The organism is Lentzea sp. NPDC004789, from assembly GCF_053601075.1.
In genome coordinates this window covers 21,071-47,671 of the sequence record NZ_JBSGBE010000032.1, presented here as the reverse complement: position 1 = coordinate 47,671, position 26,601 = coordinate 21,071, and the positions used below count along the sequence as shown (strand labels likewise).

Genomic DNA, 26,601 nt, shown 5'->3' with positions numbered 1-26,601 from the left:
GGGAGCCTGCGGTAGTAGAGAGCCATGTTGCTACGGACAGGTTTGGCTCTGTTGCTCACCGCGGTGTCCCTGGCGCCTGCCGCCCAGGCCGACATCGGTGCCGCGCCAAGGGTTCCCGAAGCGACCGGGAACGGCGGCGCGGTGTCCAGTGTGGACCCGGACGCCTCGCAGGTCGGCGTCGACGTGCTGCGGCGCGGTGGCAACGCGGTGGACGCCGCCGTCGCCACCGCGGCCGCCCTCGGGGTGACCGACCCGTTCTCCGCGGGCATCGGTGGCGGCGGGTACTTCGTGTACTACGACGCCCGCACCGGACGCGTGTCCACGTTGGACGGCCGGGAGACGGCACCGCGGGCGGCGGACGAGAACCTGTTCGTGGAGAACGGCAAGCCGCTGCCGTTCGCCGAGGCCATGACCAGCGGCCTGGCCGTCGGCGTGCCGGGCGCGCCGAGGACCTGGCAGCAGGCGCTGAACAGGTGGGGCACGATCGGTCTGCGTGACGCGATGGCACCCGCGGAAGCGCTGGCACGGCGCGGTTTCGTCGTCGACCAGACCTTCAACACGCAAATCAGGAACAACGCCGCGCGGTTCGCGGACTTCACCTCCACCCGCGAGCTGTTCCTGCCCGGCGGGCAACCGCCCGCGGTCGGCAGCGTGTTCCGCAACCCCCAGCTCGCCGACACCTACCGCGAGCTGGCGGACACCGGGCTGCTGTCCCTGCACGGCGGCGCGATCGGCCAGGACGTCGTCCGCACCGTGCAGCACCCACCGGTCGTGCCGGGCTCCACGCGCAACGTGCGTCCCGGCAGGATGGACCTCCTCGACCTGGCGCGCTACCGCGTCGAGGAACGGGAACCGACCCGTGTCGGCTACCGCGGCCTGGACGTCTACAGCATGGGCCCGTCGTCGGGCGGCGGCACCACCGTCGGCGAGGCGCTGAACATCCTGGAGTCCACGGATCTCTCCAAGGTCTCCGACGTCGAGCACCTGCACCGCTTCATCGAGTCGACGAAGCTGGCCTTCGCCGACCGCAACCGCTGGGTCGGCGACCCGCGCTACTCGGACGTGCCGACCGCCGAGCTGCTGTCCCAGCGCTTCGCCGACAGCCGGGCGTGCCTGATCAGGCCGAACGCCGTGCTGCCCGCGCCGGTCGCGGCCGGTGACCCGCGCAACCCGCGGCCGTGCGCCACCGCCGCCCAGGCCTCGCCCACCCGCCAGGACGCGGAGAACACCACGCACCTGGTGGTCACCGACCGCTGGGGCAACGCGGTGAGCTACACCTACACCATCGAGGCGGAGGGCGGCAGCGCCATCGTCGTGCCCGGTCGCGGCTTCCTGCTCAACAACGAGCTGACCGACTTCAGCTTCGTCCCCGTCACGCCCGGCGTACCGGACCCCAACCTGCCCGGCCCCGGCAAGCGGTCCCGGTCCTCGATGGCGCCGACCATCGTGCTCGACCACGGCAAGCTGGCCTTCGTCGTCGGTTCGCCCGGCGGCGCGACGATCATCACCACCGTCGCCCAGATCCTCACGCTGCACATCGACCGCAAGCTCTCGCTGCTCGACGCGATCAAGGCACCGCGGGTCTCGCAGCGCAACTCCGCCGTGACGCCCGCGGAGGCGGCGTTCCTCGCCTCTGCGCAGGCCGAGGGGCTGCGGGGGATCGGCCACCAGTTCAGCCAGGTGGCCGACATCGGCGCGGCGACCGCGATCGAACGCCTGCCCGACGGCCGCTGGCGTGCGCTCGCCGAGCCGGTCCGGCGTGGCGGTGGCGCGGCCCGCGTGGTGCACGAGGGCTGACCCGGATCGTGTCGCGGCAGGCGGTCGACGCCGAGGTCCCGCCTGCCGCGGCATTCGAACAGTCGAATTCCCGCGGCCGGCCGTTCGAAATCGTGGTCGAATTCCTGCGAATTCCCCGACCTTGTCAAGCTCGATACAGTGGTCCTGCGCAATTCCGCAGTTTCCGCCCGCTGCGTTGTGAGCACACAGCGAATTGAGGGAGGAACCGTGCACGCCAAACTCCTCGTCACCGCCGCGATGCTGGCGGCGAGCGTGATCGGCGCCGGTCCGGCACAGGCCGCCGCCTGCACCGGGTACGTCGGGCTCACGTTCGACGACGGCCCGTCGTCCACGACGCAGAACCTGCTCAACGCCCTCAGGCAGAACGGCCTGCGCGCCACGATGTTCAACGAGGGCAGGTTCGCCGCCTCGTCCCCGGCGCTGGTCCGCGCGCAGGTCAGCGCCGGCATGTGGGTCGGCAACCACAGCTACACGCACCCGCACCTGACCCAGCTGAGCCGGGCGCAGGTCGACTCGGAGATCTCCCGCACCCAGCAGGCGATCGCGGCCGCGGGTGGCGGCACGCCGAAGCTGTTCCGGCCGCCCTACGGCGAGACCAACTCGACGGTGCAGTCCGTCGCGTCCCAGTACGGGCTGCGGCAGATCATCTGGGACGTCGACTCGCAGGACTGGAACAACGCGAGCGTCGACGCGATCGTGCAGGCCAACGGCAGGCTCACCAACGGCCAGGTCATCCTCATGCACGACTGGCCGGCGAACACGATCTCCGCGATCCCGGGCATCGCGCGGGTGCTGGCGAGCCACGGCCTGTGCGCCGGCATGATCTCCCCGCAGACCGGCAGGGCCGTGGCGCCGAGCTGATCCTCAGGCAAGGGTGCACGCGTGCCCGTTGAGGGTGAACGCGCGCGGGTCGGTGTTGGTGTTGCCGCTGCCGCCGGTGAACCCCATCAGCAACGTCTCGCCCGGACGGATCACCTGGTTGTACGACACGGCGGTGGCGAACACGTCACCGCCGGTCTGCTTCGGGGTCGCGTTCCACATCTCCGACACGGTCTGGCCGTTGGCGAACGTCCACTTGAGCGTCCAGCCGTTGATCTCGGTGTTGCCGGTGTTCCCGATGGTCACGTCGGTGCGGAAGCCGCCCGGCCAGCTGTTCGTGACGCGGTAGGCGACCGAACAGCCGGTGACGGGCTTCGGCGCCGGGGTCGTGGTGCGCGCGGCGGGGGTCGGAGCGGGCGCCGGTGCGCGGGTGCCCGGCTGGGTGCCCGGCTGGGTGCAGGGCGGCCCCCACCGGCCGAGGTGCTTGGCGGCGGCGTTCTTCTCCGCCTCCTGCAGCAAACGGTCGTCGGTCGTCTCGCTGCGCACCATGCCGAGCTCGACGGCGATGACCGCGTAGTCGGTGCCGTCCGCCAGCCGCAGCGACCCGGCCGGCGTCGTGTCGACGGGCTTGTCGAGCAGCATGGTCCGCGCGAACGTCGTGGCGGCGTCTCGCCAGCACTCGTCGGGCGCGGCAAGCCCCTTCACGGTGATCTCCTGGCCGTCGGAGAGCTGGACCGTCCGCACGTCGACGACCTTCCGGACGGTCGGCGCGAGGTCCTGGGCCGTGGGCGGATCGACGATGGTGGGGAACTCCGGCGGCTGCGTCGTGGCCAGGGACCGCGCGGGCGGCTCGCCGCCACCGCACGCGCTCGCGGCGCCGATCAGGGCAACGGTGGCGACCGCCACCCACCCGGCTCTGACATCGACGGAACCACGCGGTCGTCTCATTCTGCGCCCCAGAATTCCCCGGCGAACGAACCAAAGACGTTCACCCGAACGGCTGATTTGAGTCTCAGTAGGCTAGGAGCTTCCGCCAAATGCGGAAAGAACCGTCCGGGTAATCCTGCGCGGACGCGTCCAGCGCCTTTCGAATCGAAATTCGACGACGAGACGGGGAATTGAGGTGAGGCCGGGCGTCGTGCTGCTGCTGCGGTTTCACGGATGGAGCAACTGCTCACCCTCCGTCACGAGTGAGGAAGCCCTGCTCCACAGCGCGGCGATGTTGACGTGCTCCAGCACGTCCTCGAAGACGTCGACGTCCCCGATCACCACCACCGGCGCCACCGTCACGTCGCCCACCGTCACATCACCCACCGACACCAGCGGCTGGGCGCTCGCCGGAGTGGCGAGGGAAAGTGCCGCGGTGACCAGAAGTCCACATAGAACCGCACTGCGCATGATCTGCCCCGATCAGAGAACGTCGACCCGCGCCCGAGGCGCGGTGACCGGCAGTCCGACGACCAGCCCGCCGTTGAGCAGCACGCCCGCGACCGCGAAGATCCAGCCGGGGCCGAGCCCCGGCACGACCGCGGGTACCGGCCCGTCGAACAGGGCGGTGGCGTCGCCGGAACGGACCATCAGCACGACGGTCATGGCCAGCGCGACCACGCCACCCGCCAGGGCGGCGATCCGTCCGATGGCGAGCCGCCACCACGTGCACGCGTGCAGCACGACCACGCCGGCGAGGTAGTTCGGCCAGCCGGGCAGCCGGGTCAACCCGAACTCGATGTCGCCGTAGTGCGTCCACGGCACCAACAACGCGGTCACGGTGCACGCCACCGCGAGTGCGTAGACGACCCACCTGGTCATGCGTGTTCCTCCCCGCGATCTACGCCGCCAAGGTAAAGGGCGAGTAATAGTGTTCGCATCAAAACGAGCGCCATCGGCGGGAACTTCCTGGATCTGCGGCCGAGGTGTGCGAAGAACGCGGGCGGCACCGGCGATTTTTCCGATCGGTTCGGGTTTTCCTCCGCACGGCGACGCCGTGCACGGATCGTGAGCAACACTCGGTCCTGCGCCTGGGGCCCCGATCCCGGCGCAGGGCCGGTTGCGTCACCGACCTCAATTGGTGGTGGCGGCGGTACCGAAGCTGCGGGCTTTGTTTCGGCCCGTCGCCGCGGTCGGTGCGCAGCCGGTTCCCCACGGGCGGCGGCCCGACACGAACGTCGGTGTCGAAGCGCTCCAACACTTGTTCAGTAACCTGTTTCCCGTTCGACAGATGTGCCCGACCAGGGAGTCGCGGATGGTGCGGTCGGAGGCCGGCGAGCAGCTCTCGGCCGGGCGCCCCGGCGGCCGCGCGCGGGCGCTGGCACAGGCGGCGGCGGGCGTGCACGACGCCGCCCGCGGCCGGATGGGGCTGCTCCACCTGCGCGGACCGCGCGGCATCGGGAAGTCAGCGGTCGTCGGGCGGCTGCGCGAGGAGGTACGCGAAGCCGCGGACGTGCTCGTGACCACCTGCCGCGGCGGCGAGGACTTCGCCACCGCGGAGGACCTGCTGGGCGCGGTCGTACCCGAGGCGGGTGACGAGTACGCACGGCGGCACGCGCTGAACGATCTGGTGGCCAGGCGCACCGCGGACCGGCCGGTGGTGCTCGTCCTCGAAGACGCGCACCGCTGCGACAGCGCCACCGCGCGCTGGCTGAGTGCGCTCGCGCGGCGCGTTCCCGAGCCGCGGGTGTACGTGGTCCTCGTCCACCGGTGTTCTGAGCGCGTCGCCGCCGAGACGCTGTTCGCGGATCTCACCGGCGCACTGGACACCACGACCGTCGACCTGGGGCCGCTCGACGAGTCCGACGTGACGGAGCTGCTGCGGCGGGAGTGCGGCTCCGAGCCCGCGCCGGAGCTCGTCCGCGCCGCGCTGGAGTCGACGGCCGGGCTGCCGGCCGTCACCCTGGCGTGGGCGGAGAAGTTCCGGGCGCTCGGCGCGCCGCCCGACGTCGCGGCGGAGTCGGCCGCCTGGCATCTCGCCTGGCTCGAAGACCAGCCGGAGTCCACGCGCGCCTACGCCACGGCCGTGGCGGTGCTCGGCAGCACCGAGCCCGCGAGCACGGCGGCGCTCGCGGGGATCTCCGCGGCCACGGCCGCCTCGGTGTGCGCGGAGCTCACGGCGCTCGGCGCTCTCACCCCGCAGGGACGGTTCCGGTCGGCCGTGCTGCGCGAGCGACTGCTCGCCGCCGTGGACCAGGACGCGCTGCGCGTGCGGGCGGCGAGGCTGCTCTCGGACGAGGGCCGTCCGCAGGAGGAGGTCGCCGAACTGGTCGCGCAGCTACCCGAGCTGACCGAGGTGTGGATGTTCTGCGCACTGCGCGGCGCGGCGCGGGAGGGCACGCTGAGCCCGGAGGTGGCGATCAGCCACCTCCGCCGGGTGCTGAACGCCGTGCCCGGCCACGTCGAGACGCGGCTTGAACTGGCGGCGAAGCTGCGGGTGGTCGATCCTTCGGCGGCGATGGACGTCTACGCCGAGCTCCTCTCCGACGTCACCGAGCCCGCCGTCCGGGCGTCGGTCGCGGTCCACTGTGGAGCGTCAGCGCTGCGGGCGGGACGCGAGCCGGAGGCGTTCGGGTTGCTCGCCGGCTACCTCGCGGAAGGAGAGCCGGCGGCCGATCCCGAGCTGCGCGCCCAGATCGAGGCGGTCGCGCTGGTCAACGGGTTCGGTGCCGCGCGGACCGTGCGCCGGGCGCTGGACCTGGCGCGCACGATCACGCCACCGGAGGGCAGGGCCGAAGGCGGCCGCAGGCTGGTGCAGCAGCTCGCGCGGGCCGAGGTGCTGCGCGGTGAGTCGCTGCCCACCGCGCTCGCCCACGTCCGCTCCGCGTTGCCGGCACCCGGTGGCGCACGAGACTTCTGGGACGTCTTCACGGTCACGTCGTTGCACTTCTGCGGCGAGCGCACCGAGGCCATGACCCTCGCGGACGAGATCATCGCCGCCGGACAGGCCCGTGGCGACACCCAGACCCGGAAGATCGCGCTCGCCGTGCGCGCGGCTCTGGCGTTCGAGGCGGGGGAGCTGCCCGCCGCGGAACGCGACGCCCGTGCCGCGCTGGCGATCGCGGGCGCCGACGGGGACTTCGCCGCATCGACCGTGCTGGCGTCGGCGCTCGTGCGGCGTGGTGAGGTCGACCAGACCGAGCAGATCCTGAACCGGCTGGGCGCCCCGCGGGATCCGGTCGAGCACGGCTGGGCGATGGACGCCAAAGCTCTCTGGTTGTGGAACCGCGGCGAAGGCGACGCGGCGATCGAGGTGCTGCTGCGGTGCGGTCGCGAGTTCGAGTCGATGGGTGTGCACAACCCGGTGCTGATCCCGTGGTGGCTGCACGTGGTCACCGTGCTGGTGCGGATGGACCGGTACACCGAGGCGGCCGAGGTCGCCGAACGCGGTGCGGAGGCCGCGCGGCGCTGGAACACCCCGGTGGCGCGGGGATATGCCTTGTACGCGACCGGGCTGACCACCGACGACGTCGAGACGCTGGAACAGGCGGTGGTCGAGTTCGGTGTGGCGGGCGCGCAGCTGGACGAGTCCAGGGCGCTGGCCGCGCTGGGGCGCGTGCTGATCCGCACAGGGCACGACAAGGCGGCTCGCAAGCACCTGCGTGCGTCGATCGACATCGCGGTGCGCTGCGGCGCGAGCCGGTTCGCGATCAGGCCGCACGCGCTGCTGACGTCCGCCGGTGGCCGGATGAGCGCGATCCACGCCTCGCCCAAGGACGCGCTGACCGTCGCCGAGCGCAGGGTCGCCTCGCTCGCCGCGGACGGGCTGACGAACCGGGAGATCGCCGAGAAGCTGTACGTCACGATCCACACGGTGGAGAGCCACCTGTCGAACGCCTACCGCAAACTGGGTGCCCAGACCCGCGCCGAGCTCGCGGCGGAGCTGCGGTGAACCGGGACGCGCTCGTCGAGCGGGACTCCGCGCTCGCCGTGCTCGAACGGTCGGTGCGGATGCTGGCGTCCGGCCGGTCGTCGGTGCTGGAGATCTGCGGGCACCGCGGCACGGGCCGTACCGCGGTGCTCGACCACGCGGTGCTGCTCGCCCGGCGCAGCGGCGCCACCGTGCTCACCGCCGCCGGCGAGTGCGAGGCGACGACCGGTGGCGTGCTGACAGAGCTGATGTCGCAGTTGCACCGCGACGAACGCGGTTCGGCGGCCATCGGCCACCTCGTGGAACTGGCCCGCACCACGCCCCTGCTGGTCGCCGTCGACGACGGGGAGCTGCTCGACGCCGAGTCGCGCGCGTGGCTCGACGCCCTGGCCGGACGAGCCGTGCGGGCGCCGATCGCGGTCGTGGTCGTCGCGGACACCTCCCGGCCGGTGTTGCCCGGCGCCACGACCGTCCCGCTGCGGCCGCTCGGCCGCGACGGCATCTCGGCGCTGGCGGCCAGGAGGTTCGGCCGGGAACCGGACGAGGAGCTCGTCGAGGCTCTGCACCGGCACACGGGCGGCCGCCTCTCGGTGCTGTGCCCTCTGCTCGACCGGTGCGACGAGGAGACGCTGAGGCACGGCGGCGACGCGGTGGCCGACGTGTTCGCCGCCGTCACGCGGCGGACCGTCCGCTCGCTGCCGGCGGAGGCGGCCGGGCTGCTGCGGGTGATCGCGGTGTGCGGGCCGTCGTTCCCGGTGGGCCTGATGGGAGTGCTGGCCGGGCTGCGGACGCTCTCGCTCGGCCGTGCTCTCGAACTGCTCGTGTGCGCCGGACTCGTCACGGACGCCGAGAAGCCGCGACTGCTTCCGGGCATCTCCGCGGCACGGGTGCTGGAGGGCATGCCCGCCCAGGCACGGGACGACCTTCACCTGCGAGCGGCACGGCTGGGGCACCGGTGCGCCGTCGTCCCGTCCGAGGTGGCACGGCTGCTGGCGGGCGCTCCGCCGGTGAACGAGCCGTGGGTGGTGCCGCTGCTGCGCGCCGTGGCACGCGAGAGACGTCCAGCCGAGGCCGCCGGACACCTGCGCCGCGCGCTGGCCGAACCCCTCACGCCGGTCGTGCGCGCGGAGCTCGTGCTGGAGCTCGCCGTGGCGGAGTGCGAAGTCGCACCGGTCGCCGCGGACCGCAGGCTCGCCAGGATGCTGCTCGAAACCCAGCCGCCGGAGTGCGCGGACGTCCGGCTGGCGGCTGCCGACCAGCTGTGGGGACGCGGTGACCACGGGTTGCTCAGGCGCACCCTCGGCGCGGTGCGGTCGGAGAGCGGTGACCACGACTCCGTCACGGCGCTGTACTGGATCGCCGACGACGCCCCCTTCGAGATGCCGGAGCTGGGCGTGCTCGACCTCGCGGAACCGCCCGCCGCCTGCGACAACCCCGACCGGGCCGGCATCGCGGCGTGGATGTGCGCGTCGCGGGGCGTCGACCGCACGCGGACGCGGTCGCTCGCGAACCTCGCGCTGACCGCGCCCGCCACGCTGCTCAGCTCCCGGCTGTTCGCGTGTCTCGCGCTGGCCGCCGCCGACGACGTGGTCGAGGCCGTCGCCGGTCTGGACGCCGTCGTGGAACAGGCCAGGGCGAAGCGGCTGACCGCGGTGGTGCCGCAGGCGCTGCTGATGCGGGCGAAGGTGCGCGCGATGGTGGGGGAGCTGGACGCGGCCGCGGCGGACCTGGAGGAGGCCCTGTCCGGGTACCCGCTGCGGAACCTGCATCCGGACGTGCGGCCCATCATGGTCGCGGCGGACGTCCTGGTGAGCATCGAGCGCGGGCACTTCGACCGGGCGATCGCGTTGCGGGCGAGTTTGACCGGCGACTGGATCGGGTTCGGCTACGCGCGGACGTTCTTCACCTTCGCCTGCGCCGTGCTCGCCCTGGTGACCGGTGATCCCTTCGAGGCCGCGGCACGAGCGGACGAGTGCGGTCGCTGGATGTTGTCGCGGCAGTGGGTGAACCCGGCCGCACTGCCCTGGCGGTCGGTCGCCGCGGTGGCGCTGAGCGTGAGCGGCGAGCACGAGCGCGCTGCCGCGATGTGCGCGCAGGAACTCGCGCTCGCCGAGCGCTGGGGCGCGCCCAGCACCGTGGCGAGGGCGCACCTGACCTGTGCGGCGGTGATCGGCGGGGAGGAGCACCTGCACCGCGCCGCCGAGCTGCTCGCCGGTTCACCGTTCCGGCTGCTGCGGGCGACCGCGCTGCTCGACCTCGCCCAGGCCACCGGCCTCGGCGCCGGGCTGAAGGAGGCGGGCGAGATCGCCGTGCTGTGCAGGTCGGCTCCGCTGGTCGGCAGGGCGCGCGGGCTCGGCTGGGAGCCTGGCGCATGACCGGTGTGCTGCTCGAACGCGACGGTGAGCTGCGCCGGATGAGCAGGCTGCTCCAGCAGGCACGTGACGGCGTCGGCGGTGTCGTCGTGCTGACAGGCCCTTTGGGCAACGGCAAGACCGCGTTGTTGCGCGCGTTGTCCCGCCATCCCGCGGCCGATTCGTTCTCCGTGTGGTACGCCTCGGCGACGTTGATGGAGCAGGGGCACTCCCGCGGGGTGCTCCGCCAGCTGCTCGAAGGCCACCACGGGGGGCCTGACGACGACGCCCGGGAACTGCACGGCCTCGTGCGCGACCTCGGCCGGACGCGGCCGGTGCTCCTGCTGGTGGACGACCTGCAGTGGGCCGACCACCGGTCGGCGGTCGCGCTCGAAGCGCTGGCCCGCCGCGTGCGTCACCTCGGCGCGGTGCTGGTGGTGACGGTGCGCGAAGGAGACCCGCTCGCGGACGACCCGGTGGTGGCGTCGATCCTCACGGCGGCCGCACTGCGCCTCTGCCCGGAACCCCTGAGCCCGTCCGGTGCCGCGAAACTCCTGCGGGCGAGGCTGGGCCGCGCGTGCGACCAGTCGTTCACGCTCGCCTGCCACGCGGCGACCGGGGGCAACCCCCTGCTGCTCACCGCGCTCGCGCTGGCCTGGGCCGTCGACGGACGGCCACCGGTGGCGGCGAACGCGGACCTCGTGCGCGCGTTGCGCCCGTCCCTGGCCAGGGAACGGATCGTCGCCTGCCTGCGCGCCCAGCCGGAGCCGGTCCGCCGGTTGCTCACGGCCGCGGCGGTGCTGGGGGAGTCCGCCGAACCGGACGTGGTGAGCGCGCTCGCCGGCCTCGACGAGCCGTCCCGTGCCCAGGCGGTGCGCGGCCTGGGCAGGCTGGGACTGTTCTCCGGCAACGACTTCGCGCACCCCGTCGCACGGGAGGCGGTCCACGACCTGACCACCGCCGCCGAACGCGACGAGCTCCACCTGCGTGCCGTGCGCCTGCTGCACGATCTCGGCAAACCCGCGGAGTCGGTGGCCGGGCAGCTGCTCGCGATCTCCGTGCCCCAGGGGGCCTGGGCGGTGGAGGCGCTGCGGGACGCCGCCCACGTCGCACTGCGGCGCGGCGCACCGGAGACGGCCGTCGCGTACCTGCGGCGCGCGTTGCTCGACACCTCGGCCGACGGCGAGGACCGCGCCACCGTGCTGGTCGATCTCGCGAACGCCGAACGGCTGCTGGACGTGCGCGCGGCGGTGCGCACGGTCTCGTACGCGGTCGGGTTGTTCCCCGGACCGCGGCAACGCGCGGCCGCGTTGATCAGGCTCACGCCCGCGGTCATGGGAGACGCGCCGGAGACCATCGTCTCCGTGCTGCGCGAGGTCGTCGAGGAGTTCGGCCCCGCGGAACGGCTGGACGGCGTCGACCGCGACCTCGCGTTGCGGCTGGAAGCAAGACTGCGGTTCGTCCGCAGGACGGAGATCTCGCAGCTCACCAGGGCCTGCGCCCGGCTGGACGAGCTGCCGGCGGAGCGCAACGAGAGCGCGGCCGCACGGGAGCTGCTGTCGGTGCTGGTCAACGCGGCGACGCTGGCCGCGGTGCGGGTGCCCGCCCGCCGGGTGGCGGAACTGGCCGAACGGCTGCTGGCGCGGGAGCCCGCCTCGTCGGCGCACTCGGCCGGAACAGCACCCCTGCTGGTCACCGCACTGGCCGCGGCCGACTCGGCGGGAGCGGTCGGGGACTGGCTCGACCGGGCGCTCGGCACCGCGCGGCAGCGGGGCGATGTCGTCGAACAGGCGATGATCCGCACCGAGCAGGCACTGGTCCACCTGGTCAACGGACGCGTGGCCGAGGCGGCGACGGCCGCGGCCGGTGCCTTCGGGCTCGGCGCGTGGAACTGGGGTGCGGTCGGCACCTTCACCGCGGTCGTGTTCGGTGCCGTCGCACTGCAGCTCGACGACCCCGCTCTCGTCGACCAGGTGCTCGCCGCGGTGGAGGCGGAGCCCGCGGATCCGTGTCTCGCCGCGGTGATCGGCCTGCTCCGCGCGCAGACCGAGATCCTGGGCGGCCGGTTCGAGGCGGCGTCGGTGATCCTGACCGACTGCGGCGCGCGGCTGGACCGGGCGGGCTGGCGCAACCCGGTGCTGTTCCCGTGGCGTTCCTCGCTCGCGCTCGTGCAGCTCAAGCTCGGCAACACCGGCGACGCGATCGCGCTGGCCGAGGAGGAACGGCTGACCGCCGAGGAATGGGGCGCGCCCTCGGGCATCGGCAGGGCGTTGCGCGTGCTGGGGCAGGTCGTCGGTGGCGAACGCGGGCGGCAGCTGACCCAGCGCGCGGTGGAGACGCTCCGGTCGTCCGCGCACCGGCTCGAACTCGTGCACGCCCTGCGCCGGCAGGCCGAACTCACCGACGATCCCGCTGCCTGGCGGTCCTGTCTCGCGATGGCCGACGAGATCGGTGCCCGGCAAATCGCGCAACAAGCTCGCACCGCACTCGTCGTCGGTACGCCCGTTCCGGTCGGCGGAAAACTGACCAGGTCGGAGCAGAAGGTCGCAATGCTGGCGGCGAGCGGTCGCTCGAACCCGGAAATCGCGGAATTGCTGGCCGTCTCGTCCCGCGCGGTCGAGAAACACCTCACCAACACCTACCGCAAGCTCGGCCTGCGGGGACGGTCTGAGCTGGCCTCGGCGCTCCAGAGCGGTACGGTCCCGCTCGACGGGCAGTGACCGTGCGTGATCGCCGGTGCGGCGGTATCGATGCAATTCGACGAATGTGTTGCGCTGAGCAGCTCTTTCAGGGGTGATCTGTCCGGGATGTCCGACCCGTACCATCACTCCGTGTGATTTTGCACCGAACCACAGGTGGAACGGCACCCCAGTATTTGGTACGGAGCGTTGACCTCATCTTCCGCTGATCACTAATCTTTTCGTAGATCTGTGGAACTCCTCGTGAACCCGAGGCCCCCGGTCGGGGGATTCGAAGAAAACGTGATGGCTATCCAGGCATCGTGTTTCGTCGACACGACCGTGTCCTTCGGAAAGGTGCATCGACAATGGCGGAAACCGCGGTTGAGCTGAAGTCCTCGGTGGATGTCAGACCCGTTTATCCGGGTTTGCACCCGGTGGACTGCGACACCCCGTCCGGCCCGGAGGAGTTCCTGGCCAAGGTGCGCGAGGCCGGCGAGAAGTGGGCGGGGGACCGCCAGGACGATCTGGTGGACGTCCTGCTCCAGGCCGCCGGTGACGACCCCGAGCTGGCCGAGCTGGTGCGCGGCAGCGGCTCCATCATCGAGGAGTTCCTCGAAGGCTTCGCCCGCAAGGCCGCGACCCGGCCGAGGAACCTCGCCGCGGACCTGATCGCGGGCCACGAGGTGTCGCAGTCGGTGTTGCACGGCCTCGCGCCGCGCTACCTGATCGTCGTCGCCAGCGGCTCCGTCGCGCGCCGGGCGGCGACCCTCCGGGCCAAGATCGCCGGTCCGGGCGTGCTCAGCACCCGGCACGACGGCGACCTGGTGCTGCTGGTGCCCGACGTCGACGACGAGCGCACGGGCCGCACCACCGCCCAGCTCGGTCAGTGCCTCAACAGCAACGGCTGGCTCGCCGTCGCGAAGCGCGCCAGGGCCGAGCTCGCGGACGGGTTCCGCGAGGCCGCCGAGGTCATGCGGCTCGTGACCGCCGGCCGGCGCCCCAGCGGGGTGTACCGCCTCTCCGACGTCCTCGTCGAGTACGCGGTGGTGCGCCACGAGAAGGTCGCCAAGAACCTCGCCGACGTGATCAAGCCGTTGCGCGCCCACCCGATGTTGTGGGAGACGCTCACCGCGCTGATCGACGCCGACTACAACCGCAACAAGGCGGCGAGCGACCTCTTCATCCACCGCAGCACGCTCGACTACCGGCTGCAGCGGATCGCGAGCATCACGGGCTGCGACCCCACCAGCGGGCGCGGTGTGCACCTGCTGACCGCCGCGCTGATCGCGGACTCGCTGCGCTGACCGCTCTATCAGTCCTCAATGGACGCTCAACCAGTCCTCAGTGGACTGACCAGTTCCGCGAACGGTGATCCGGTGGTCGCCGCCACACCGGAGAGGATCGTTCGTTGACGTCTGCAGGAGTGACCCTCAGCCTGTCCACCTCGGGCCGGATCGGTCTCGTCAGCCTCGCCGCGATGGCATCGGCGCTGCGCCTGGTGCCGGGGATGACGAGGACGATCGCCGACACCACGCGGTCGCTGGGCGTCGCCCGGCGGCACGACTGGCTCGTGCCGAGGTGGCTGCGGGTGCTGGCCCGGCACGACGTGGTCGAGCTCGACGGTGACGTCTACCGGGTGCGCGGCGAGGTGCCCGGTGCGGGCATCGGCGAGCTCGACCTCCTGCACGAACTGCTCGGCACCCCGCCCGAGGTGGCCCTGCTCCACCTGCGCGCCCTGGCGCACCTGCCCGAACTGCTGCGAGACGAGGTCACCGCGGCCCAGCTGCTCGGGCCCGGCAGCACGGAGCTGGGCGCACTGGCCGGTGAGGGACGTTCCGCGCTGACCCGGGAGCTGGACGCGGTGTGCGCCGAGCTCGTCCGCAGGGCCGCACTGCGGTGCGGGCCGTCCGTCCGGGTGGTGGAGCTGGGCTGCGGTGCCGGGCGCCTGACCGCGGCGGTGCTGCGCGAGTCACCCGACCTGACCCGCCACTACCGGTTCACCGACCTCGCCGGGCAACCCCTCGGAGCCGAGACCCTGGACGTCAACGAGGACTTCCGCGCGCAGGGCTTCCCGGACGCCGCCGCCGACGTGGTCGTCGCGGGCCACACCCTGCACCACGCGGTCAACATCTGCCGCGCGCTGACGCGGATCCGGGACCTCCTGGTGCCGGGCGGGGAACTCGTGCTCACGACCCCGACCGAGGACGATCCGGTCGCGCTGACGTCGACCCACTTCCTGCACTCACCGCCGCGCGGCGGGACGGTCCTGCGCGGGGGAGACGTCTTTCCGTCCGGCCGTGCCTGGCAGACCGCCCTGCGGGCCGCGGGATTCGAGGTGAGCACCCAGCTGTGGGTGGGCAGCAGGTCATCGGCGCGTCAGCACCTGTTCCACGCGGTGCGCGAACCGGTGTGAACGGTCATTTGGCGGCCTTGCGGGCTTCCTGCACCGCGGCCCGCCAGGCCTCGTCGGCGTTCTTGCCCTGTTCGACGGACTGCAGCGCCGGGCTGAACACGGTCTCCTGGATGCGCCCGTCGGCGGGACCCTTGTACTGGGCCGCCTTGACCTTCTGCGCCTGCGCGGCGAACAGCGCGCCCGCGTGAACGTCACCGAAGTAGGTGTTGACCTGCTCCAGCAGTGCCCGGTCCTCGAGCGCCTCGACCTGGCTCGGGAAGGTGCCCTTGGCCTTGAACGCCCTGATCTGCTGTTCCGGTGCGGTCAGCCAGGCGGCGAGCTCGGCGGCCTTCTTCGCGTTCTTGCCCTGTTTCGGCACGGTCAGGTACGAACCGCCCCAGTTGCCGCCGCCGTTGGGGAACACGTCGGTGACCGCCCACTTGCCCTCGTTCTCCGGCCCGGCCTGGGTCTCGATGACCCCGAGCATCCACGACGGGCACGCCGTGGTGGCGAACCTGCCCAGCTTGAAGCCGATGTTCCACTCGTTGCTCCAGGCGGGGAGCTTGGCCGACTGTCCTTTCGCGACGGCTTTCGTGACCGCGTCCCAGTCCGCCCTGATGTCGGGGTTGGTCTCGACGACGAGCGTGTCGCCGCGGTCGAAGTAGCCGACCTCGTGCTGGTTGTGCATCGTGTTGAAGATCTGCGCCGCGCTGTCGAACCAGGCGACCCCGCCGACCTTGGCCACGAACTGGTCCCCGGCGGCGAAGTAGTTGTCCCACGTGGCGAACAGCTGCTTGACCTGTTCCGGCTCGGACGGCAGACCCGCCCTGGCGAACAGGTCCTTGCGGTAGCACATCGCGAGCGGGCCGATGTCGGTGCCGTAGCCGATGAGCCTGCCGTCCTTGGTGGTGGCGGCGTCGGCCTTCCACTTCAGCCAGCGGTCGACGGACACGTCCTTCGGGCCGATCTCCTTGAGGTCGTTGAACTGACCGGCCTTCGACATGACCTGGCTGAGGTAGCCCTCCTCGACGGCCTCGATGTCGGCGAGGCCGGAACCGGCGGCGAGCTTGGTGAACAGGTTCTGGTGGTGCGGGCCGCCCTGCCCGGACTTGCGCTGGGTGATCTTGATACCGGGGTGGGCCGCCTCGTACTCCTTGAACAGGTCTTCATAGCCGAACTCGTTGAACGTGGCGATGGTCAGTCCGGTGACGCCCTCCGACCCACTGGCCGCACCACCCGCTCCACAGGCGGTGACGGACGCGACGGCGGTGACGGCACAGACCAGCGCGCTGGTCCAGCGACGGGCACGCACGGGAGAACTCCTCTGGTCTCGGCTGCGTACCTGGGAGCGCTCCCAGATCCGGGGAGTGTGATCCGCGTCATTCCCAGGTGTCAAGTGTTTAACCGGGACGGCCCAGGTCGTAGTCCGTTCAGTTGAACGCCACGAGCACCAGTGACCGCCGCGCCGCTGTCGTGGGTGTAGTGCTGGCCGACACGAATGGAACCGCCGGCAGGGCACACCGTCGCCACGCCCCGCACCGGCCCGCCGCGGCCGGCGACCGCGACGACGGCCCCGGCGAGATTCGACCACGGGACCACGGTCCACACGGACGCGCGTTGTGCCGCTATTCCGCCGAAGAAGTCGCCGGTGCCGAGCGCGAATGCGGCGGAAATGGCGAGGATGACTCCCGTGCGGGCGAAGCTGACTGAGCGTGCCGGGGTTGTCGAAAAGATCAATTTCAACTCGAGTTCGAGGCTGCGGATCGACTTGGCCCAAATCTCTGGAACTGCACGCGGGCCCGGTGTCGCAGCCGCGCGGCGCACCGGTGAGTCGAAATGCCGCCGGGCTTGTGTTCGATGCATTCGATGCCTATGTTCCTGCCTCAGGTGAAACGCTTCGATTACCTCGAAGTTCTTTTCCGGTCAAAGGTGTTCGGAAGGGTGTGCGATGAGAAGGATGCTTCGCGTCCTGACCACGATGACGGTCGCGCTCGTGGTCGGGCTGCTCGGTTCGGGAAGTGCCCAGGCGGCGACCTGGTGGACCTCGGACCAGTGGGGAACCTGGTCGGACGGCGGCTACACGCTGCGCAACAACATCTGGGGCAGCGGCGCGGGCCCCCAGACGCTGTGGGCCAACTCGTACAGCAACTGGGGTGTGTGGGCCGATCACCCCAACACCGGCGGGGTGAAGTCCTACCCGCACGCGGCGAAGGCCGTGAACAGGAAGCTCAGCTCGATCGGCGGCGTGAGCAGCAGCTTCAACGTGAACGCGCCCGCGGGTGGCGCCTACACGACCGCCTACGACATCTGGGCCGACAACAACCGGTACGAGATCATGCTGTGGATGAACAAGTTCGGTCCGGTGGGGCCGATCGGGTCGTACCAGACCTCCACCTGGGTCGGTGGGCACGGCTGGGACGTCTACCGCGGCACCAACGGCTACAACGAGGTCTTCTCGTTCATCCGCCAGGGCAACACCGGTTCCGGCACCGTCGACATCAAAGCCGTGATGGAGTGGATCAAGAATCGCGGCTGGTACGGCGACGTCACGCTCGGCGAGGTGCAGTTCGGCTACGAGATCACGTCGTCGAGCGGTGGCCTCAACTTCGGCACGAACAGCTATTCCGTGTCGTCCTGGTGACGTGAGCAGTTCCTGAACGAGTGCCGGCGAGGCCAGGAGACCTCGCCGGCACTCCTTCGTCCCGCCGTCTTTTCCGGGAATGTCGGAACTGTCTCGGCAGTTGCTCTCGGGCGTTGTGCGCCGCACCTAGGTTGGCGATCACCGCGGTCTTTTTCGGACGCGGAACTCGACGAGCCTGGACGAACCATGCGACAAAGCCGGTTGTTGACCTTCCCGGAGCCTCGCTCGTTGCGGGTGCTCCTCATTCACGACCACCGCCGCGCACCGTTCGCGGTCGGTGACCTCCTCCGCGCGGCGGGAATGCACGTCAAGGCGGTCCCACTCGGGGAACAGGTGCTGAACCACGTTCGCGCCCAGGCCCCCGACGTGGTGGTGCTGGTGACGGGCGGACCGGAGTCCTGCGGCGCCGCGTTCCTCAGGACCCTGCGCACCCTCCCGGTGCGGCCGGCGGTCCTGCTCCTGGCCGACGGCCACGGGCCGGCCGAGCTCTGCTACGCCGACGACTTCGTCTCGTCCGGCGTGGCGGCCGGCGAGCTCGTGCTGCGCGTCGAGGTGCTGGCGGCCCGGCGGGCGTTGCCGGCCACGGGCACGACGTTGCGGGCGGGGCCGGTCTCCATCGACACCGACACCCGGCAGGTCCGGGTGGACGGGCGGTGGGTGAGCCTCACGACGACGGAGTTCGAGCTGCTCTGCCTGCTCGTGCGCAACGCGGGCCGCGTGGTGACCAAGTCCGCCATTCTCGACCACGTGTGGCGCTACGACTTCCAGGGGGAGTCGAACATCGTCGAAACCTACATCTGCAGCCTGCGGCGCAAGCTCGCCGACGCCGACCGCTCGGTCATCAGAACCGTCCGCGGCAGCGGCTACCTCTTCGCCGTGGACGACTGCCCCGAGCGTCTCTCGGGCTGACCAGAGATGTGTGGAAGGCTTTTCCGAACAATTTCCTGAACGCGTCTTCAGGTAGCTGAATCCCCGGTGTGATGTAGTTGTCACGCAGTTGAGGGGACGCGGATTCGAAAATCGACCGGCTCCCCGAAAGTACCTGAAACATTAGGAGCTGGTGGATCGTGAAGATGCGCCTCGGAATCGGCGTCGCGCTCAGCATCGCCTCGCTCGCGACAGCGGTCGGAATGGCGGCTCCCGCGTCCGCGGGGGTGAACGACTGTCCCGACTACGGCGTGGCGTGCGCGTTCAGGGACGTCAACTACGGCGGTCATCCCATCTGGCAGGAGAGCCGGCCGGGCTACTACTCGTACTCGGGCGCTTTCCAGAACACCACGTCGTTCATCAACCGCACCGGCTACACGGTGAAGCTCGTCGGCCGGGAGAGCTACCTGGGGCTCTGCTTCAGCCCCGGCGTCTCCTCGCGCGACCTCCCGGACGGCTGGGACGACAAGCTGCAGGCGATCGAGATCGAGCCCTACAACTACAACGGCTGCACCCACTGGGCGTGATGACGATGACCAAGCGCAACAAGATCGTGCTCGGTGCCCTGGCCGCGCTCGCCGGTGTCGTCGCCGGTCCGGTGCTGCCGGCCTCCGCCGCCCCGATCGACGACTGCCGCGGCCTGCGGCTGGTGTGCGTCTTCGAACACCCCAACCACGGCGGCGACGCCGTCTGGGTGGGTACGGAGGACGGCACCTACAACACCCAGTACCGCACGCGCACCACCGCGTCGAACGTCGTCAACGCCACCACCAACCGCTACGTGATCGTGCGGGCCGCCAACGGCTGGGGCGAGTGCAAGGTGTGGCCCAACTCGGAGGTCAACCTCCCCGGCCACCTCGACAACAACGTCGGCCAGATCGTCATCGGCGGCTGGAGCGACGTTCCCGGTTGCTGATCGCGCTCGTCCCTACCCGCATCGCAAGTGGAGGAATCACGTGAAGGTCGGAAGTGCTTTGCTGCGCAGGCTCGGCGTGGGTGCGATGGTCGCCGGGATCTCGGTGGCGGGAATGGTGATGCCCGCGCAGGCGGCGTCGCCCGGTTCGGCGGACTCGACCGCTGGTGCGTCGGGGTGCTCGTACTTCAAGCGCGCCCAGGTGACGAACAAGTGGGAGGTCCTGCACACGCTGCTCGACGGCGAGCTGCGCAACTACTCGCCGAACAAGCAGACCATGGTGCTGGAGCGTCAGGTCAGCGACACGAGGTCGACGGAACAGAGCTTCCGCGCCGACTGGAACATGTTCCAGGCGGTGTTCACCGCGCAGGTTTCGCAGTCGGTGACGGAGTCGAACACGATCTCGACGATGGCGCAGCTCCGCGTCGAGGTGCCGGGATACCGGAAGTACTACGCCAGGGGTTCGGCTCGTCAGTGGTACGTGCAGACCGAGGTGACCGAGCGCGAGTCGAACTGCAACTACCGGACGTGGCGGGTGGAAGGCCTGGTCGCCACCAAGGACAGCATCGTCTGGGAGAACTGGGACGCGGGTCCCGCCTGAGCGCCGGTTGACGCCCGCTCACCGACTTTGGAGATCTGAGATGAAGAAATTGCGCGTCCTTTTGCTGTGCCTGGCGACATTGGTGACCCCGGTCGTCCTCGCGAGCCCCGCCCAGGCCGACGACAGGTGCGACCAGGCCAGGTTCTGCCTGTGGGAGCACCCCAGCTTCGAGGGCTACAAGTCGTACTGGTGGGAGAACGACCTCCAGCGCAACTACCAGTACGACATCCGGAACTGGCCGCAGTCGAGGACCACCTCCTCGATCAAGAACAACACTGCCTACTACCTGCACATCTGGAACGCCGAGGGCAGCCACCGCTGCCTTCCGCCCGGCTACAACTTCTGGCACGTCGGCTCCGAGTACGAGGACCGCATCACCCACCTCGGGCTGTACACCCACTGGTGCTGATCCCGCTCGTCCCTACCCGCATCGCAAGTGGAGGAATCACGTGAAGGTCGGAAGTGCTTTGCTGCGCAGGCTCGGCGTGGGTGCGATGGTCGCCGGGATTTCGCTGGCCGGGGCGGTGATGCCCGCCCAGGCGGCGTCGCCGGACTCGGCCGCTGGTGCGTCGGGGTGCTCGTACTTCAAGCGCGCCCAGGTGACGAACAAGTGGGAAGTCCTGCACATGCTGCTCGACGGCGAGCTGCGCAACTACTCGCCGAACACCCAGACCATGGTGCTCGAACGGCGGGTCGAGGACACGAGGTCGACCGAGCAGAGCTTCCGCGCTGACTGGAACATGTTCCAGGCGGTGTTCACCGCGCAGGTCTCGCAGTCGGTGACGGAGTCGAACACCATCTCGACGATGGCGCAGCTCCGCGTCGAAGTGCCGGGGTGGCGCAAGTACTACGCCAAGGGTTCGGCTCGTCAGTGGTACGTGCAGACCGAGGTGACCGAGCGGGACTCGAACTGCAACTACCGGACGTGGCGGGTGGAAGGCCTCGTCGCCACCAAGGACAACATCGTGTGGGAGAACTGGGACGCAGGTCCCGCCTGATCACGCGACAACATCAGCACGCCCGGCGGGCCCGTTCCCGCCGGGCGTTCTGCGTCCGCTGCCCGTCGTGCACACCGTGGAATTATTTCCGGCATCCGATGAGTCGACGGCGGATGTCCTCGGAGGAATTGGTTCCGGATGACGTCCGCGCATTTGAACTGCGTTCGGAAGTTCACGCGCGGTGCGGGCGGAAGTATTCTGTGAAAGCAATTTTCACCACGGGTCGCCGGTTCAGGTGCCGCAGTCCAGGGGAGTGCACGATGACGGAAACCAGGATTGTCGCGACGTCTCCCGAGTCATTCGCCGAGCGGTTGTTGCCGGTCTACGCGGCGGCGCTCGCCGGAGACGGCTTCTGGGGGCCGGGCACCGCGGCCGAGGTCCGCGAGGTGGGCGGGCTCTGGGCGCGTTCGGGAGGCGACCTCGACGTCCTGCTGGACACCCTCAACCGGCTGGCGGGCGAGTTGCTGGACTCCGCCCTGCGTGACCTGCCCAGGAGGTGTTCGGTGCTGCGCCGCTTCGGTGACGCCTGCGGCCGGGTGGCCGTCGAGCTGCTCCGGGGCTTCCGGCAGACGCACCACGACACCTCGCCGGGGCCGCGTGATCTCGCCCTGGCCCTGCTCACCGGTGAGACGCGGGAGGCGCGGCCGGCGGTCGAGCGGATCGCGCCCGGCTACGCCGTGGTCGCCGTCCGCACGGAGGGCGCGTCAGCGAACGCGACGGAGAGCGCCTTCCGGTGGTGCGGTGGCCCCGGAACGATGCCCCTGCTGCGCGGTGGCCGCGGCTACGTGCTGCTGTCCGTCCACACCGAACAGGAAGCCGTGCGGGTGTGCGAGCGGGTGGCCGAGGCGCTCGGGCCGCACGGCGTGTGGACGGCGGTGGCCTGGGTGCGCAGCGCGCTGGTGCCGGAGGGCAGGCAGACCGTGTCCGACGTGCTCGCGCTCGTGACCGCGCTGCGCCTGCCGCCCGGTGCCTACCGCCGCCAGGACGTGCTGCTGGAGTACGCCGCGATGCGCTCGCCGGAGACGACCCGCCACTTCCGGCGGCTGATCGAGCCCGTGATGACCAACGACGTGCTGCGCGAGACGCTGGAGGCGCTCATCCGCGAGGACGGCAACCGCACCCGAGCGGCCGAACGCCTCGTCATCCACCGCAGCACCATCGACTACCGGCTCGACCGCATCGAACAGGTCACCGGGCAGTCCCCGGCCACGCTGCCCGGAATGCGCACGCTCACCTCCGCGTACGCGCTGTGGGCGCTGGCGGAGGTGAGCCCGGAACGAGACCTCGGTCTCGGGCAGCTCAAGGGCGCGTGACCGGGAAGCCGTGCCGCCGAGGCTCGGCGCACCACCTGATGCTGAAGAAGACGGGCGGGGCGCGTTCCCCCTCACCAACGGCGGTCAGGCGCCCGCGTTCTCGGGCGGCGCCGCGCAGGTCGCCATCGCGGTGGCCAGCAGCTGCACGCCGCGTTCGTTGGTGGGCTGGCAACCCGTCAGCTGTTCGATGCGGCTCAGCCGGTAGTCCAGGGTGCTGCGGTGGATCTTCAGCGCCTCGGCGGCCCTGCTCCGGTTGCCGTTGGCCGCGATGAACGCCTTCAGCGTGGTGTGCAGGACTTCCTGCCGCAGCACGGGGGCGATCAGCGCGGCGAGGTGGTTCACCGCCGAGGGGTCCTGCATCACCGCGTACTCGACCAGCACGTCACCGAGCTGGTAGACGCCGGCCTCCCGCTGACCGTCGCGCACCAGCGTCAGCACCGCCTGCACCTCCTCCCTGGAGGTGCTCACCTCGTGGGACGGGCACCACGACACCGCGAGCCAGGTCTCACCGCCCAGGGCCTGGTGCACCTGCCGGCACAGGTCCGCGGCCTGGCCCTCGTCGCGTGCCGGTGCGAGCACGTAGCCGTCGTCCTCGGTGATGAGCGGGAGCACGTCCGCGGCGCCGCAGGCCGTGAACGCCTTGTCCAGCATGGCCGTCAGGTCGCCGGGAGCCGTGTTCTCGCGGTGCACCGCCACCACCGCGTAGCTCTTGGCCACCCGTCCGCGCAGCCGGTGCGGGACCTCGTTGTGCCACAACAGACCGGACGCGAGCAGCTGCCGGTCCGAGGGCGGCGGATGCTCCTGCCCGGACGGGTACGCCTCCTGGAAACCGGTCAGCAGGGCGCGCACGAACGCGGAGCCGGTGGCGCGGACGCGGTCGACGAGGTGCGCGGTGTCGCCGAGCACCTGCTGCGCCGACGCCAGGGCCTCGACCACGTCGTCGGTGGTCCTGTGCAGAGCGCCGAGCAGGGGGTCGAGCGGTCCGCGTGCGGCCGCGCGGCGGGCGCCGAGCTCGCGGAGCCTCGCGAGCCCGTGCTCGGGAGGCGTCCCGGTGGCGATGGCCTCGCTGTGCGCCGTCAGCGCGAGGGCCTGCACCGATCGCACGTCGGCCGGGTGGTCGGTGTCGTCCAGGCCGAGTGCGGCGAGGTGCTGCGTCACGGTGTGCGCTTCCCAGACCCGGGTCATCGTTCTCCTTCGGTGGCGCCTCGCTGTCCGGGTCGATGCTAGGTCCGTTTTGCCTGCTTTTCGTCGGCGTTCTGACTCGTTTCCGCCGATGTCGGAGTGCGCGGGAGCCGATCAGTCCACATCGGACCGATCAGGCGGTGAACTGCCACCAGTCGACGTTGAACAGGTAGCCGCTGCCACCGGCGAACCTGAAGTAGACGTCCTGGGTGCCGCTCAGTCCGCTGACCGGGCAGGACACCGTCGTCCACTGCTGCCACCCGCCGGTGCCGGGCACGGTGCACCGCGCGACGACCGTGCCGCTCGCGCTGCCGAGACGGACCTCCAGCGTGCCGCCGCCGGACGCGGACGCCACCCGCGCGCTGAACTTCGACGCTCCCGCACCGAAGGCCGCGCCCCTGACCTTGATCCAGTCCCCGTTCTCCAGCCAGCCGACGTTCATCCCGCCCCCGCTGGACGGTTCCGTCTCGATGCCGGAGCCCCACGCGATGGTCTCGGCCTCCTGCCGGACGAACGGGTTGAGGGTGTCGGCCTGCGGCGGTCCGGACGTGGTCATGTTGATCGTCGGGATCGTGCCGTCACCGTTGTAGCTGAACTTCTCGACGCCGACCGAGCGGGTGAAGCCGCCACCGCCGGGCAGCGCGCCGTTGTGGTAGAAGAAGTACGAGCCGCCCTTGTAGTCGATCAGGCCGGGGTGGTTGGTGAAGCTGCTGCCCTGGGTGGGCATCACGGTGCCGCGGTAGGTCCACGGTCCGGTCGGGCCGGGCGAGGTGGAGTAGCCGATGAACTCCGAGCAGCACTTGGCCGCGAAGACGTTGTAGTACAGGCCGTTGCGCTTGAACACCCACGGCCCCTCCTCGTACAGGGTCGGCCGCTTGGCGTCGCCGGTGCGCGTGCCGTACCCGGCGGTGGTGAGCGGGATCTGGTTCACCCCGCCCGAATAGGAGATCATGTCGGTGTTCAGCCGCACGTACCAGAGGTTCGGGTTGCCCCAGTAGAGATAGGCCTGGCCGTCGCTGTCGATCATGACCGTCGGGTCGATCTCGCCGTTCTCCACCAGCGGGTGGCCCAGGGCGTCGCGGAACGGGCCGGTGGGGGTGTCTCCCACCGCCACGCCGATGGCCATGCGCCCGGTCGCCCGGTTGACCACCGGGACGTACCAGTAGAACTTCCCGTTGCGCTCGACGGCCTGCCCGGCCCACGCGTCCTGCTTCGCCCAGCTGAACGTGGAGAGGCTGAGCGGCGAGCCGTGGTCGGTCCAGTTCACCATGTCCGTCGTCGACCAGACCCGCCAGTCCTTCATGGTGAAGTAGGTCGAGCCGTCCTCGTCGTGCCCGGTGTAGAGGTACAGGCGTCCGTTGTGGACCAGCGGGGACGGGTCGGCGGTGTAGACGTGCTGGACGATCGGGTTGTCCGCCTTGCCGGTCGCCGGCGTGAGCACGAGAAGGCAGGCGAGGCTCGCGACTCCGGCGAGCCACCGGTGGATCCTCCGCTGACGCATGGGCCTCTCCTGGTTCCTCGGTGAACTCAGGTGAAGGTAACCAGTGCCGAGCGGCCGGGCAAGACCCGATGTTAACGCTAACGTCATCCGCTCGTATCGAACTGCATCGAAAAAGCCGGGCGAAATACGGCTGGCTTTGATCGACAGAGACCTATGTGGACTGTAGGAGAGCGCTCTCATGTTAGCGCGCACATAGGGCGTGCCCTCTCCGGCGGGTGCGGGACCGGAGAGGGCACGCGATCAGGGCCGGGCGCGGCTCAGGAGCACGCCTTCCCGTTCATGGCGGGGGAGAAGAACGGCGGGGTGCTGCCGTCGTAGCTCGCGTTGTACCCGATGGTCGCGGTACCGCCAGTCGCGAGCTTGCCGTTCCAGGACTCGCTCTGGACCCGCACGGTGTCGCCCGTGTCGGTCCAGGTCCCGTTCCAGCCCTGGGTGACGGTCACTCCCGGCGCCGAGAACGTCAGCGTCCAGCCGTCGACCGCCGGGCCGCCGTTCTCGATGACGATCTCGCCGGTGTAACCGGAGGACCACGAGCTGACCACCTTGTGGGTCACCTTGCACGCGCCGGGCCCCTGCGGGGTGGTCGTGGTCGTCGTGGTGCTGGTGGTCGTGGTCGTTGTCGTCGTGGTGGTCGAAGTGCTGGTCGTGGTGCTGGTGGTCGGCTGCCAGTTGCCCGCGGCCGCCAGGTCGTACGCGCGTTGCGGCACGAACTGGCCGGCCGGCGCGATGCAGCCGTCGGCCTCGCCCGGCAGCTTGACCCACAGGAAGGCGGCGATCTGGCCGTCACCGGTCTGGTCGGTGCTCGGCGTGCCGATCGCCCGCCCGGCCGGGTCGCACCACTCGCTGCCGGCGGGACCGTTGCCGTTGCGGCTGGTGTCGATCACGGCCTTCAGCCGCGAGTCGCCGACCGCGTTCAGCACCGACTTCGCGTAGGACACCTCGTCACCGGTGAACCGGTAGTTGGACACGTTGGTCGAGATGCCGTCGGCGCTGTTGGTGATGTCGGCCGCGCGCAGCCGCGCGGCGGCCTCGCCCGGCGACAGCCAGGCCGAGTGGCCGATGTCGAAGTACACCTTGGTCTGCGCCGACCCGGACTTGAGCTTCTTGCCCGCGTAGGCGATCGACGCCTTGGTCTGGTTCTGCTGGTCGGCCGACTGGCAGTTCGTCATCAGCGGCAGCACGTCCGGTTCCAGCACGACCGCCGCCGGGCGTCCCGCGATGCCCGCCGACACCTGGTCGATCCAGGCCCGGTAGGCCTCGTGCGACGGCGCGCCGCCGCCGCTCGCCCCGCCGCAGTCGCGGTTGGGGATGTCGTAGACGACCAGGATCGGGATCTTGCCCGCGGCCGCCGCGGCGCCCACGAACGAGTCGACCTCGCCGCGCACGGTGCCGGTGTTGGTGGTGGTGAACCACCTGGCCTGCGGCGTGGCCGCGAGACGTTCCCGGATGACCGGTGCCTTGGGATCACCGGGGTTGGCGGCGGCCCACTTGGCCGCGCTGGTGTCCGGGTCCACGTAGAACGGTGACTGGGCAGCGTTGGCGCTGCCTCCGGCGGCGAGGGCGGCGACACCCGCGAGGAGTGTCGCCGCGACCACGCCGCTCGCAACAGCTTTGTTGCGCATGCGAC

The 26,601-nt window shown here is 70.7% G+C and carries 23 protein-coding genes; 15 read left to right on the top strand and 8 right to left on the bottom strand.

From position 1 onward, the window contains the following. Positions 1-24: 24 nt before the first annotated feature. Together ggt and ACWEIJ_RS42680 are read left to right on the top strand one after the other, a co-directional pair. Positions 25-1,797, top strand: coding sequence for a gamma-glutamyltransferase (gene ggt, locus ACWEIJ_RS42685; RefSeq protein WP_449843010.1), 1,773 nt, complete (start codon positions 25-27; stop codon positions 1,795-1,797). 207 nt (positions 1,798-2,004) lie between these two features. Then, a complete protein-coding gene (locus ACWEIJ_RS42680; protein ID WP_449843009.1) occupies positions 2,005-2,658 on the top strand; it encodes a polysaccharide deacetylase family protein in 654 nt (217 codons plus the stop codon). A 3-nt stretch (positions 2,659-2,661) separates the two neighbouring features. On the opposite strand, the gene ACWEIJ_RS42675 is transcribed toward ACWEIJ_RS42680, so the two are convergent. The 3 genes from ACWEIJ_RS42675 to ACWEIJ_RS42665 all read right to left on the bottom strand — a co-directional run bounded on the left by ACWEIJ_RS42675 (position 2,662) and on the right by ACWEIJ_RS42665 (position 4,425). After that, positions 2,662-3,564, bottom strand: coding sequence for a cellulose binding domain-containing protein (locus tag ACWEIJ_RS42675; protein WP_449843008.1), 903 nt, complete (start codon positions 3,562-3,564; stop codon positions 2,662-2,664). A 207-nt stretch (positions 3,565-3,771) separates the two neighbouring features. Next, the gene (locus ACWEIJ_RS42670) at positions 3,772-4,014 is read right to left on the bottom strand and encodes a hypothetical protein (protein ID WP_449843007.1); all 243 of its coding nucleotides are present in this window, start codon (positions 4,012-4,014) and stop codon (positions 3,772-3,774) included. A 12-nt stretch (positions 4,015-4,026) separates the two neighbouring features. Beyond that, on the bottom strand, positions 4,027-4,425 hold the full coding sequence (locus ACWEIJ_RS42665) for a hypothetical protein (RefSeq protein ID WP_449843006.1): 399 nt from the start codon (positions 4,423-4,425) through the stop codon (positions 4,027-4,029). Between the two features lie 433 nt (positions 4,426-4,858). Between ACWEIJ_RS42665 and ACWEIJ_RS42660 the strand changes: the two genes are divergently transcribed. The 5 genes from ACWEIJ_RS42660 to ACWEIJ_RS42640 all read left to right on the top strand — a co-directional run bounded on the left by ACWEIJ_RS42660 (position 4,859) and on the right by ACWEIJ_RS42640 (position 14,919). Then, positions 4,859-7,495, top strand: a complete 2,637-nt coding sequence (locus ACWEIJ_RS42660) for an AAA family ATPase (RefSeq protein ID WP_449843005.1) — start codon at positions 4,859-4,861, stop codon at positions 7,493-7,495. Further along, positions 7,492-9,849, top strand: a complete 2,358-nt coding sequence (locus ACWEIJ_RS42655) for a hypothetical protein (protein WP_449843004.1) — start codon at positions 7,492-7,494, stop codon at positions 9,847-9,849. Before ACWEIJ_RS42660 ends, ACWEIJ_RS42655 begins: the two co-directional genes overlap by 4 nt. Continuing rightward, positions 9,846-12,545 (top strand): AAA family ATPase, encoded by a 2,700-nt coding sequence (locus ACWEIJ_RS42650; protein WP_449843003.1) that lies wholly within the window; start codon positions 9,846-9,848, stop codon positions 12,543-12,545. Before ACWEIJ_RS42655 ends, ACWEIJ_RS42650 begins: the two co-directional genes overlap by 4 nt. Positions 12,546-12,871: 326 nt before the next feature. Continuing rightward, positions 12,872-13,810, top strand: coding sequence for a PucR family transcriptional regulator (locus tag ACWEIJ_RS42645; protein WP_449843002.1), 939 nt, complete (start codon positions 12,872-12,874; stop codon positions 13,808-13,810). Between the two features lie 104 nt (positions 13,811-13,914). Beyond that, positions 13,915-14,919, top strand: a complete 1,005-nt coding sequence (locus tag ACWEIJ_RS42640; RefSeq protein WP_449843001.1) for a class I SAM-dependent methyltransferase — start codon at positions 13,915-13,917, stop codon at positions 14,917-14,919. A gap of 4 nt (positions 14,920-14,923) precedes the next feature. On the opposite strand, the gene ACWEIJ_RS42635 is transcribed toward ACWEIJ_RS42640, so the two are convergent. Beyond that, complete coding sequence (locus ACWEIJ_RS42635; RefSeq protein WP_449843000.1) at positions 14,924-16,210, bottom strand: ABC transporter substrate-binding protein; 1,287 nt, start codon at positions 16,208-16,210, stop codon at positions 14,924-14,926. Positions 16,211-16,290: 80 nt separating this feature from the next. Then, positions 16,291-16,761: a hypothetical protein gene (locus tag ACWEIJ_RS42630; protein WP_449842999.1), complete on the bottom strand. Its 471-nt coding sequence runs from the start codon at positions 16,759-16,761 to the stop codon at positions 16,291-16,293. Positions 16,762-16,855: 94 nt separating this feature from the next. Between ACWEIJ_RS42630 and ACWEIJ_RS42625 the strand changes: the two genes are divergently transcribed. The 8 genes from ACWEIJ_RS42625 to ACWEIJ_RS42590 all read left to right on the top strand — a co-directional run bounded on the left by ACWEIJ_RS42625 (position 16,856) and on the right by ACWEIJ_RS42590 (position 22,291). After that, positions 16,856-17,539, top strand: coding sequence for a glycoside hydrolase family 12 protein (locus ACWEIJ_RS42625; protein ID WP_449843045.1), 684 nt, complete (start codon positions 16,856-16,858; stop codon positions 17,537-17,539). A gap of 234 nt (positions 17,540-17,773) precedes the next feature. After that, a complete protein-coding gene (locus ACWEIJ_RS42620) occupies positions 17,774-18,448 on the top strand; it encodes a response regulator transcription factor (protein ID WP_449843044.1) in 675 nt (224 codons plus the stop codon). Between the two features lie 164 nt (positions 18,449-18,612). After that, positions 18,613-18,993: a peptidase inhibitor family I36 protein gene (locus ACWEIJ_RS42615; RefSeq protein WP_449843043.1), complete on the top strand. Its 381-nt coding sequence runs from the start codon at positions 18,613-18,615 to the stop codon at positions 18,991-18,993. Next, the gene (locus ACWEIJ_RS42610; protein WP_449842998.1) at positions 18,993-19,382 is read left to right on the top strand and encodes a hypothetical protein; all 390 of its coding nucleotides are present in this window, start codon (positions 18,993-18,995) and stop codon (positions 19,380-19,382) included. The genes ACWEIJ_RS42615 and ACWEIJ_RS42610 overlap by 1 nt, the downstream gene beginning before the upstream one ends. 40 nt (positions 19,383-19,422) lie before the next feature. Then, positions 19,423-19,980 carry a hypothetical protein gene (locus ACWEIJ_RS42605; protein ID WP_449842997.1) on the top strand — a complete coding sequence of 186 codons (558 nt, stop codon included), beginning with the start codon at positions 19,423-19,425 and terminating at the stop codon, positions 19,978-19,980. 40 nt (positions 19,981-20,020) lie between these two features. Then, positions 20,021-20,389, top strand: coding sequence for a peptidase inhibitor family I36 protein (locus ACWEIJ_RS42600; protein ID WP_449842996.1), 369 nt, complete (start codon positions 20,021-20,023; stop codon positions 20,387-20,389). A gap of 40 nt (positions 20,390-20,429) precedes the next feature. Beyond that, positions 20,430-20,978 (top strand): hypothetical protein, encoded by a 549-nt coding sequence (locus ACWEIJ_RS42595; RefSeq protein ID WP_449842995.1) that lies wholly within the window; start codon positions 20,430-20,432, stop codon positions 20,976-20,978. A 260-nt stretch (positions 20,979-21,238) separates the two neighbouring features. Then, positions 21,239-22,291 (top strand): PucR family transcriptional regulator, encoded by a 1,053-nt coding sequence (locus ACWEIJ_RS42590; protein ID WP_449842994.1) that lies wholly within the window; start codon positions 21,239-21,241, stop codon positions 22,289-22,291. 84 nt (positions 22,292-22,375) lie between these two features. Here ACWEIJ_RS42590 and ACWEIJ_RS42585 read toward each other — a convergent pair whose 3' ends face one another. The 3 genes from ACWEIJ_RS42585 to ACWEIJ_RS42575 all read right to left on the bottom strand — a co-directional run bounded on the left by ACWEIJ_RS42585 (position 22,376) and on the right by ACWEIJ_RS42575 (position 26,596). Continuing rightward, a complete protein-coding gene (locus ACWEIJ_RS42585; RefSeq protein WP_449842993.1) occupies positions 22,376-23,476 on the bottom strand; it encodes a PucR family transcriptional regulator in 1,101 nt (366 codons plus the stop codon). A 130-nt stretch (positions 23,477-23,606) separates the two neighbouring features. Then, positions 23,607-24,974 (bottom strand): glycoside hydrolase family 43 protein, encoded by a 1,368-nt coding sequence (locus tag ACWEIJ_RS42580; RefSeq protein WP_449842992.1) that lies wholly within the window; start codon positions 24,972-24,974, stop codon positions 23,607-23,609. 257 nt (positions 24,975-25,231) lie between these two features. After that, positions 25,232-26,596 (bottom strand): glycoside hydrolase family 6 protein, encoded by a 1,365-nt coding sequence (locus tag ACWEIJ_RS42575; RefSeq protein WP_449842991.1) that lies wholly within the window; start codon positions 26,594-26,596, stop codon positions 25,232-25,234. Positions 26,597-26,601: the final 5 nt, after the last annotated feature.